The following is a 10,351-nucleotide window of genomic DNA, read 5'->3' as shown; positions in this document are numbered from 1 at the left end:
AAGGACAGGACACATGCACGACATCCGCCTCATCCGCGACGATCCAGCAGGCTTTGATGCCGCCATGGCGCGGCGTGGGCTCTCGTCGGCCTCCGCCCCGATCCTCGCGCTCGATGAGGCCCGCCGCGCCGCCATCACCGCCGCCGAAGAGGCGCTCGCCGCCCGCAATGCCGCCTCCAAGGAAGTGGGCGCTGCCAAGGGCCGTGGCGATGACGCCGAGTTTGAGCGCCTGCGCGCCCTTGTCGCTGAAAAGAAAGAAGAAATCGCCCGCCTTGAGGAAGAGGCCAAGGCCAAGGACGCCGAGCTGCGCGATGTGCTGATGGGCCTGCCCAACATCATGCAGGACGACATCCCCGATGGCGCTGACGAGGAAGATAACGTTGAGCTGAAAAGCTGGGGCACCCCGCGTGAGTTCAGCTTCATACCGGTCGAACATTTCGAGCTTCCCGGTGCCAAGGAGGCGATGGATTTCGAGACCGCCGCCAAGCTCGCAGGCTCCCGCTTTGTGCTCATGTCCGCCGGCATCGCCCGGATCCACCGAGCGCTGGCCCAGTTCATGCTCGACCTGCACGTCAACAACCACGATCTGACCGAGGTAAACGGCCCCGTTCTGGTGCGCGAAGAGATGATGTATGGCACCGGGCAACTGCCAAAATTCGGCGAAGACAGCTATCAAACCCGCGAGGGCTGGTGGCTGATCCCAACCTCCGAAGTGACCCTCACCAACATCGTGAACGACTGCATTCTCGACGAGAGCCACCTGCCCCGCCGCTACACCGCCCATTCGCTCTGCTTTCGCTCCGAGGCCGGGAGCGCGGGGCGCGATACCTCAGGAATGCTGCGCCAGCACCAGTTTGAAAAGGTCGAGATGGTTTCGGTGGTCCACCCCGAGAAAAGCGTAGAAGAACATAGCCGTATGACCAAATGCGCCGAGGCCGTGCTGGAGGCGCTGGACCTGCCTTACCGCACCGTCGTGCTCTGCTCCGGCGACACCGGCTTTGGCGCAGTGCGCACCCATGACATCGAGGTTTGGCTGCCCGGACAAAACAGCTACCGCGAGATCTCATCAATCTCCAACTGCGGCGCGTTTCAGGCCCGCCGGATGAACGCCCGCTTCCGCCCCGAAGGCGGCGGCAAGCCGGAATTTCTCCACACGCTCAATGGCTCCGGCCTCGCCGTGGGTCGCTGCCTGATCGCGGTTCTGGAAAACTACCAGCAGGAAGACGGCACGGTAAATCTCCCCTCCGCCCTGCGGCCCTACCTCGGCGGCAAGACCACGCTAACGGTTAACGGCACGCTCTCCTAACCCAGAAGCCGGTCGTTAACGCTGGCCCATAAACCCCTCAAACCGGCGCAACCCCTCCGCAATATCCGCCTCGCTGCGCGCATAGGAAAGCCGCAACCATTTCGCCCCGCGCGCCGGGTCAAAATCAAGGCCGGGCGTTACAGCAACGCCTGTCTTTTCAAGCATTTCCTGGGCGAAAGTCAGGCTGCTATCGGTGTGCTCACTCACATCGGCATACACATAAAACGCCCCATCCGGCGGTGCAAAACGGGTGATCCCTGCCTTGGGCAAACCGGTTAACATCGCCTCACGGTTGGCGGCATAAACGGCGCGGTTGGCCTCCAGTTCATCGGTGCACTCCAGCGCCGCGAGGGCCGCCACCTGCGCAACATGCGGCGGGCAGATGAACATGTTCTGAGCGAGCCGTTCGTAGGTTCGGATATCGCTCTCCGGCACCACCATCCAGCCCACGCGCCACCCCGTCATCGAGAAGTATTTCGAGAAGGAATTGATCACCACCACATCGTCGCTCAGCTCCAGCGCCGAGACAGCCCGCTCACCATAATGCAGCCCGTGGTAAATCTCGTCCGACACCACCGTAGCGCCAATTTCCCCTGCCCGGTCAAGCAGTTGCGCCAATGCACGCCGGTCAAGGATGGTGCCAGTCGGATTGCCCGGCGAGGCAAGGATCAAGCCCGCCAGCCCCTCGGGCACATCGCCCGGCGCGGGCTGCATCCGGGTTTCAAGCCCTGCCTCAATTTCCACCGGCTCCAGGCTCAGGGCGCGCAGGATCTGCCGGTAGGAAGGATAGCCCGGCGCGCCCAGCCCCACCTTTTCTCCGGCGTCGTAAAGCGCTGTAAAGGCGAGCAAAAACGCAGCCGATGAGCCAGTTGTCACGATCACCCGTTCGGGGTTCAAATCAACCCCATACCAGCGTTTGTAAAGGGCGGCGATCCCCGCGCGCAACTCCGGCAGGCCCAAGGCCACCGTGTAGCCCAACGGCCCCGCTTCAAGCGCCGCCGCAACGGCCTGTCGCGCGCCGAGTGGCGCGGGCGTTGCGGGCTGGCCCACCTCCATGTGGATCACCGAACGTCCCGCCGCCTCAGCCGCCCGCGCGGCCTCCATCACGTCCATCACGATAAAGGGATCGACCGCACTTCGCCTTGAAACCCGCATGAAGCTCTCCGTATTCTTTTGCGACCAGAAACCAATCTGCGAGGCCCGCGTCAATGGCCACAATGCGCTTGACCGCGCTCTTGCATGCGCCGCTCACGTCTTGGCCCGCCCTAGCGCGCCCGGTGCTGCATCGCGTTGGAATGAAGCGTGCTTCGGCGAACCTGCGGCGCTTTACGGTAAAGCCTGCGCCTTTCAAGACCCGCGTTGCAAAGGCGGCGCGGCAGTTTGCCCCAGCCGCCAAACACCCCGTGCGCGCGGCCCGCAGACCACCGGGAACACTCACGCCCCCAGCCGCTTCCGACTGGCCTTCATTTACTTCAAGAACCCCACCGAACCCACTGGCTAAGAAAACAAAATCACTTCCTCGCGCACCCAGCCCTTATCCGAATCCGCGCCGCCCCCGCAGGCCCCCAAGCCTCCATCCCCAAACCCGTCACGCGGACCGGTCGCTTGAAGGACACCGCGATCCGTGCCAAACGAACCCCAACACGATTGCCCCAAGGCTCGGCAGGCTGGCGCCGCGCCCCATTCACTTTTGACGCGGCCGACCGCGCCAGCAAAAGGACCCAACAATGCTTCGCACTCTCTCCATCGCCGCCACCACGGCGCTCAGCCTCACCGCCCTGCCCGCCGCAGCCTTTGACATCTCCGAGATGACACCACCCGAGCGCGAGGCATTTCGCGGCGAAATCCGTGCCTACCTGCTCGAAAATCCCGAGGTGCTGATGGAGGCGATTGGCGTCCTCGAAAACCGTCAGGCCGCCGCACAGGCCCATGGCGACAAGAGCCTTGTGGCCGATAACGCCGAGGCGCTGTTCAATGATGGGTACTCCCACGTCGCGGGCAACCCCGAGGGCGATATCACCATCGTCGAGTTCACCGATTACCGCTGTGGCTACTGCCGCAAAGCCTTCCCCGAGCTGGAAACGCTGCTTGAGGCCGATGGCAACATCAAGCTGATCATCAAGGAGTTTCCGATCCTCGGCGACCAGTCCGAAACCTCCTCACGCTTTGCCATCGCGGTACAGCAGATCGAGGGCGAAGAGGCTTACAAAAAGGCGCATGACGCGCTGATCACCATGCGCGGCGAGGTGAATGATGCCTCCCTCACCGATTTGGCCAATGAACTGGGCTTTGATGCCGCCCCCGTGCTCGCCGCGATGGACAGCGATGAGGTTGGCGCCATCATCGCCGAAAACCGCGCGCTCGCCCAGATCCTGCAAATCAGCGGCACCCCCACCTTCATCCTCGAAGACGAGATGCTGCGCGGCTACATTCCGCTGCAATCCATGCTGGGGCTGGTGGAGCAGGCACGGGCGGCCAAATAGGCCCCGGAATCCGCGAAAAATTACAATGAAATCAAGGCCGCCGGAGCTATTCGGCGGCCTCTTTCGTGGCTTTGTCAGCCTCGATCTCGGCGGCCTTCTTCTCAACCTCTTCCACGATCTTCTCGACCATCGCCTCGTTCGAGATTTTATGGTCCTGCTTGCCCGCCAGATACACCATGCCATGCCCGGCCCCGCCGCCGGTAAAGCCGACATCCGTCATCAGCGCCTCGCCGGGGCCGTTCACCACGCAGCCGATGATCGACAGGCTCATCGGCGTTTTGATGTGCTCCAACCGTTGCTCCAGCGTTTCCACGGTTTTGATCACGTCAAAGCCCTGGCGCGCGCAGCTTGGGCAGGAAATGATGTTGACGCCGCGATGGCGCAGGCCCAGCGACTTCAATATCTCAAAGCCCACCTTCACCTCTTCCACCGGGTCCGCCGAAAGGCTCACGCGGATGGTGTCACCAAGGCCCATCCACAACAGGTTGCCAAGGCCAATGGCGCTTTTGATGGTGCCACTGGTCAGCCCGCCCGCCTCGGTGATGCCAAGGTGAATGGGCGCATCGGTGGCCTCGGCCAGCGCTTGGTAGGCGGCGGCAGACAGGAACACATCCGAGGCTTTGCAACTGATCTTGAACTCGTGAAAATCGTTGTCCTGCAACAGCTTGATATGGGCGAGGCCCGATTCCACCATCGCCTCGGGGCACGGCTCGCCGTATTTTTCCAGCAGGTGGCGCTCCAGCGATCCGGCGTTCACCCCGATGCGGATCGAGCAGCCATGATCGCGCGCCGCCTTCACCACTTCCTTCACCCGCGCACTATCGCCAATGTTGCCGGGGTTGATCCGCAGGCAGGCCGCGCCCGCCTCGGCGCTTTCCAGCGCGCGTTTGTAATGAAAGTGGATGTCAGCCACGATCGGCACCGGGCTTTCGCGCACGATCTCTTTCAGCGCCTTCGCGCTGGCCTCGTCGGGCACCGAAACCCGCACAATATCGGCCCCCGCATCCGCCGCCCGCTGCACCTGCTCCACCGTCGCTTTCACGTCGGTGGTGGCGGTGTTGGTCATGGTTTGCACAGTGATCGGGCTGTCGCCCCCCACCGGCACATTTCCCACCATGATCTTGCGCGATTTGCGGCGGTAGATGCTGCGCCACGGGCGCACTTCATTGATCGACATGACATCTCCCGAGGGTCGGCTCATTCATTCAGGGGATAGATAGTCCGCCCCGGCCCCATGGGCAACGGGGTGCGACACCGCTCACTGGTTCTCGGCAACCATATGGGTTTGCAGGGCCGAGTCGCGGGCCGGGTCGGCCACCGCCAGCGTTTCGGTGGCGGCACTCAGCTCAAAGTTGTTGACGACTTCCCCGTTAGAGCCAACCGGGCCATAAGCCTGCCCACCGGCCACCACGTAAACCGCGCCCGCATTGCCAGTGCGCAGCGTGGCCAGCCCGTCATCCTGCGGGATCGTGTAGCGGTCTCCCGGTTGCATGGTTTGCTCAAACAGCACCGAGCCGTCCGCCGCTTTCACCCGCACCCAGCTTTCCCGCACCGCGAGAAGCTCAAACACCGGCGCCCCATCAGCGGTGACCTTGGGCGCACCGGCCACAATGGCCTGCGCCACGCGTACGCGCTCATCATAATCTTCCGGCGCGTTCAGCGGGCGCTCGGCATCGCGGGCCAGCACCCGGCCAAGCGCCGGATGGTCACTGGCTTCAGCCATGGTATAGCTATCGCGCAACGCCTCGCGCGATAGCGACACATCCGCCACCACCGTGCCCGGCGCCCCGGCAGGGCCATAAGCCTTGCCATCCATCGCAAAGTAAATGCCACCCGCAGCGCCCGCCCGCAGCACCGGGGTCACATCCCCCTCCGGCACAATCCAGCGTTCGCCCGCGTTCATGGTTTTCTCGAAAATGATATTCCCGTCTACATCCTGCACCCGCACCCAGGCCGGGGCGACGGCAAATATCTGGAGCGTATCGGCAGAGGCAAGCTCGGTGCCATCATCGCGGTGCACCTCGCCGGTGGTCGCCACCAGCGTGGCGGGCGTGTTGCCAAGGCCCGCACCGGGGGCAAGTGCTCCCAGGTTGGCCGGGTCGATCGAGGCAATCGGGCCATCCCGCGGCGTCATCACCGGCGTATCAAGGGTTTGCGGGCGGTAGAGCCGCTCCAGCGCATCGGGCGTGGCCGCATCCACACCGGCGTAGCTTGGCGCATCGCTGCCAATCGGCGCTGTGGTCAGCGGGTCAAGCTCGGCCACCACCGAAGGGGCCTCCTCAACCGGCGCAACCGATACGCGCTGCACCTGCTGAAGCACCGCCCAGCCACCGTAGCCCACCGCCCCGATCAGGGCGAGGAGCACCAGCGACGAGCCAATGGCACCCGGCTCAAGCCGCGTCAGCATCCCCTCGGCGCGCGGCGCAAATGAAATGTTGGGTTCGGCAAAGGGATCGCGCGCACCTGACACACGGGTCACAGGCCGCGCCGTTGCCTTGGCCGCCCCCTTTTGCGCCGCGCCGCGCCCTTTCAGGCGGGAGAGCATGCCAGCAAGGCCGGCCTGCCCGGTTGCGCTGCCTTTCGGCTCTTTCGCCGGGGTCCGGCCCGCCTCGCCCTTGCGGTTGGCCTCAAGGCCCGACAGCGTGGCAAAGTCCGCCTCACGGCAAAAGGTCTCAAACGCCCATTCGGGATCGAGGTTCAGGTAACGCGCATAAGAGCGCACATAGCCGGCAATAAAACCGGGGGTTTCAAAGGCACTGGGATCAGCGTTTTCGATGGCGGCGATATAGGTCGCCTTGATCTTCAATTCGCGCTGCACATCCAGCAAGGACTTGCCCATCGTGGCCCGCTCGCCCCGCATGATATCGCCTAGTCGAAGATCGAAATCATCGAAGCCTTTGGGGGAGTGCTCCCCATCAACCGATTTCTTCGGCTTGCGCCTGATCATGTGCCCTGCCCCGAGTGCATCTCTGCGGTATCCCCATATCTGGTGCGATTCGTGTCCGACACCGCCCAGATCACGATCAGATTACCATCATACTAACATCAATGCACTTGCAGAAGCGCTCGCCGGAGGGTTCTTGCCGAAAAATCCAAAAACGAGAGCCCGAAGCCCCCACCACGCCCAGAGGTTGCGGCGCGGCGCTCGGTTCAGGCAGAAAGTTCCTGGCGATTCAGCGCACAAGCGCTCCACAAACCGTCCATCGCTTTGACCAGACCGTCGATCATTTTCGGGTCATGCACCGGCGAGGGGGTAAAGCGCAGCCGCTCGGTGCCGCGCGGCACCGTGGGGAAGTTGATCGGCTGCACGTAAACCCCGTAATCTTCCAGCAGCATGTCGCTGATCGCCTTGGTATGCACCGGATCGCCCACGATCACCGGCACGATATGGCTGCCATGATCAATGATCGGCAGGCCAAGCGCCTTGAGGCGCGATTTAAGGATGCGCGCATTGGTCTGGTGCTGCTCGCGGATCGTCTGATCGGTCTTCAGGTGGCGCACCGAGGCCGCCGCCCCTGCGGCCACAACCGGCGGCAGGCTGGTGGTAAAGATGAAGCCCGGCGCATAGGAGCGCACCGCATCACACATCCTGGCGCTCGCCGCGATATAACCGCCATGCACGCCGTAAGCCTTGCCCAGCGTGCCGTTGAAAATGTCGATCCGGTCCATCAAACCGTCGCGCTCGGCCACGCCAGCGCCGCGCGGGCCATACATGCCCACCGCGTGCACCTCATCAAGATAGGTCAGCGCGCCAAACTCTTCGGCCAGTTCAATGATCTCGCGGATCGGGCCAAAATCCCCATCCATCGAATAAACCGATTCGAAGGCGATCAGCTTGGGCGCGGCCGGATCATCGGCCTGAAGAAGCGCGCGCAGATGCTCCATGTCATTGTGGCGGAAAATGCGCTTTTCGCCCCCGTTGCGGCGAATGCCCTCGATCATCGAGGCGTGGTTCAGCGCGTCGGAATAAATGATCAGCCCCGGCAGCAGCTTGGGAAGGGTGCTGAGGGTCGCGTCATTGGCGATATAGGCCGAGGTAAACAGCAGAGCCGCTTCCTTGCCGTGCAGATCGGCCAGCTCGGCCTCAAGCTCTTTGTGATAAACCGTTGTGCCCGAGATATTGCGGGTGCCGCCCGAGCCTGCGCCGGTGGCCTCAAGCGCCTCGTGCATCGCTTCCAGCACCACCGGATGCTGGCCCATGCCAAGGTAGTCGTTTCCGCACCAAACGGTGATATCCTGCTCGGAACCATCTTCCTTGGTCCAGACGGCATGTGGAAAGTGACCCTTGCGACGCTCGATATCAATGAAGGTCCGGTAGCGGCCTTCCTCGTGGAGCTTTTCCAGAGCGGTGTCGATGCACGACAGCATTTCCGCCTTGTCAGTCATGGTCTTTCCTTCCATTCGCCGGTGGCGCTGAGGGGGGTCTATCAAAGCCCGCGCCATTCGGAAAGTTCTGCCACCTGAGTTATTTTGCCGCTTTGATCCAGATCATGAGGATTTCATCCGGCAGGCACGGTTTGGTCCTGCTGGACACTTGCTTTCCCCCTGTTACCTTCCGCCACGAACACCGCAAAAGGAGCTCCCATGTCCCTGCCCTCGATCCTCACCCGTATCGACGCTTCCATGCCCGCCGCGCTGGAGCGGCTGATGGACCTGCTGCGCATCAAGTCAATCTCCACCGACCCGGCCTTCGCGGGCGATTGTGAGGCCGCCGCTGATTGGCTGGTGGACGATCTGCAATCGCTGGGGCTTGCGGCCGAAAAGCGCAAAACGCCGGGCCACCCGATGGTTGTCGCCCATGGCGGCCCCGAAGGCGCGCCGCATCTGTTGTTTTACGGCCATTACGATGTGCAGCCGGTCGACCCGCTGGAGCTGTGGGAGCGGGACCCGTTTGACCCCGAGGTGCAGGACACCCCGAAAGGCCAGGTGATCCGTGCGCGCGGCGCTTCGGATGACAAGGGCCAGTTGATGACCTTCCTTGAGGCCCTGCGCGCCTGGAAGGCCGAAACCGGCACCCTGCCCTGCAAGCTCACCATCTTCTTTGAGGGCGAGGAAGAAAGCGGCTCCCCCTCGCTGATCCCCTTCATGAAGGAAAACGCCGAAGAGCTGAAAGCCGATGTGGCGCTGATCTGTGATACCGGGCTGTTTGACAGCAAGGTGCCCGCGATCATCACCCAGTTGCGCGGGCTTCTGGGCGAAGAACTCACCATCACCGGCCCGTCCAAGGATTTGCACTCGGGCATGTATGGCGGGCTTGCGATCAACCCGATCCGCGTGCTCACCCGCATCCTCGCCGCGCTGCACGACGAGACAGGCCGCGTGACCGTGCCCGGGTTTTATGAGGGCGTGCCCGAGATTGGTGACAACATGAAGAAAAGCTGGGAAGCCCTTGGCTTTGATGAAAAAAGCTTCCTTGGCGATGTTGGCCTTTCGGAACGGGCCGGCGAAAAGGGGCGCATGGCACTGGAGCAGCTCTGGTCCCGCCCGACCTGCGAGATCAATGGGATCAGCGGCGGTTACACCGGCGACGGCTTCAAAACCGTGCTGCCCTCGCAGGCCTCCGCCAAGGTATCGTTCCGGCTGGTGGGCACGCAAAACCCGGAGGCGATCCGCGCAAGCTTCCGCAAGATGGTGCAGGAGATGCTGCCCCCCGATTGCACGGTCGCCTTCACCCCCCATAGCTCCGGCCCCGCCGGACAAATGGACACCTCCGGCGCCGCCTTTGAAACAGCGCGCCTTGCGCTCACCGAGGAATGGGGGGTTGAGGCGGCCTATGTAGGCTGCGGCGGCTCGATCCCCATCGCGGGCTACTTCAAATCCATTCTCGGGATGGACGCCATGCTGATCGGCTTTGGCAAAGATGACGACCAGATCCACAGCCCGAATGAGAAATATGATGTGGAGAGCTTCCACAAAGGCACCCGAAGCTGGGCCCGCATCCTCGCCGCCCTCTCCGCCTGATGGCCTGATTGCGGGGCGCTTTCGCGCCCCGCCCCGGGGGGCCTCGCTCCGCTCGGCCTTGGCCTGTGGCGCGGATGGGTCTTTGTTGCGGGTGATGTGCGTGTGGGGCGGGGGCGCCGAAAAAAAGATCAGAGCCTCCGGCGGGGATATTTGGAGAGCGTTGAGACGCAGGATCGGATTTGCCGGGATTGGAGCGGCGGTAGGGCGTGGGAATTATGGCTTGCGCTCTATCGGCGCAAGAGGTGCCAGCAGCGTCCACGGGGGGCGTGACGCGTGAAAACAAGCCTGTCGACCTCGTGCAACAATGCGCTCGCCGCCCGCATCTTCCACTTTTCTCAGGTGTGCGGCTTCGGGATGAAGAAGGCGAGACGCAATGTGAGGCGGGGCGTCAAAGTGGCAGGGTGTCAACGGCGGCGCGGACGTGTTTCACGGGGGGGAAGGTGGCGCGGTTGACGGGGCTCGAACCCGCGACCTCCGGCGTGACAGGCCGGCACTCTAACCAACTGAGCTACAACCGCGCAGGCCCTGCGAGAGGGCAAATACAGCGTGGCGCGGTTGACGGGGCTCGAACCCGCGACCTCCGGCGTGACAGGCCGGCACT

The 10,351-nt window shown here is 63.2% G+C and carries 6 protein-coding genes, 1 tRNA gene and 2 pseudogenes; 3 read left to right on the top strand and 6 right to left on the bottom strand.

The features are described from left to right. Window positions 1-13 precede the first annotated feature (13 nt). A complete protein-coding gene (serS, locus tag P1U55_RS14820) occupies window positions 14-1,306 on the top strand; it encodes a serine--tRNA ligase (RefSeq protein WP_301048406.1) in 1,293 nt (430 codons plus the stop codon). A gap of 15 nt (window positions 1,307-1,321) precedes the next feature. On the opposite strand, the gene P1U55_RS14815 is transcribed toward serS, so the two are convergent. Beyond that, complete coding sequence (locus P1U55_RS14815; protein WP_301048405.1) at window positions 1,322-2,461, bottom strand: aminotransferase class I/II-fold pyridoxal phosphate-dependent enzyme; 1,140 nt, start codon at window positions 2,459-2,461, stop codon at window positions 1,322-1,324. 572 nt (window positions 2,462-3,033) lie between these two features. Here P1U55_RS14815 and P1U55_RS14810 point away from each other — a divergent pair. After that, window positions 3,034-3,789: a DsbA family protein gene (locus tag P1U55_RS14810; protein ID WP_301048404.1), complete on the top strand. Its 756-nt coding sequence runs from the start codon at window positions 3,034-3,036 to the stop codon at window positions 3,787-3,789. Between the two features lie 46 nt (window positions 3,790-3,835). Here the strand turns inward: P1U55_RS14810 and ispG are convergent, their stop codons facing one another. The 4 genes and pseudogenes from ispG to hemA all read right to left on the bottom strand — a co-directional run bounded on the left by ispG (window position 3,836) and on the right by hemA (window position 8,175). Further along, complete coding sequence (gene ispG / locus P1U55_RS14805) at window positions 3,836-4,966, bottom strand: flavodoxin-dependent (E)-4-hydroxy-3-methylbut-2-enyl-diphosphate synthase (RefSeq protein ID WP_301048403.1); 1,131 nt, start codon at window positions 4,964-4,966, stop codon at window positions 3,836-3,838. Window positions 4,967-5,047: 81 nt separating this feature from the next. Continuing rightward, a pseudogene (locus tag P1U55_RS15895) lies at window positions 5,048-5,338 on the bottom strand (DUF4115 domain-containing protein); the annotation flags it as partial. A gap of 159 nt (window positions 5,339-5,497) precedes the next feature. Next, window positions 5,498-6,736, bottom strand: a pseudogene (locus P1U55_RS14800) (RodZ domain-containing protein); the annotation flags it as partial. 203 nt (window positions 6,737-6,939) lie between these two features. Then, window positions 6,940-8,175: a 5-aminolevulinate synthase gene (gene hemA / locus P1U55_RS14795; protein WP_301048401.1), complete on the bottom strand. Its 1,236-nt coding sequence runs from the start codon at window positions 8,173-8,175 to the stop codon at window positions 6,940-6,942. Between the two features lie 198 nt (window positions 8,176-8,373). Here hemA and P1U55_RS14790 point away from each other — a divergent pair, with 198 nt between their 5' ends. Next, the gene (locus tag P1U55_RS14790) at window positions 8,374-9,750 is read left to right on the top strand and encodes a M20/M25/M40 family metallo-hydrolase (RefSeq protein ID WP_301048400.1); all 1,377 of its coding nucleotides are present in this window, start codon (window positions 8,374-8,376) and stop codon (window positions 9,748-9,750) included. Window positions 9,751-10,191: 441 nt separating this feature from the next. Here the strand turns inward: P1U55_RS14790 and P1U55_RS14785 are convergent. Continuing rightward, window positions 10,192-10,268: transfer RNA gene (locus P1U55_RS14785), tRNA-Asp, on the bottom strand. Window positions 10,269-10,351: the final 83 nt, after the last annotated feature.

Source organism: Vannielia sp. (assembly GCF_029212645.1).
GTDB lineage: Bacteria > Pseudomonadota > Alphaproteobacteria > Rhodobacterales > Rhodobacteraceae > Vannielia.
This window is presented reverse-complemented; position numbering and strand designations above follow the sequence as displayed.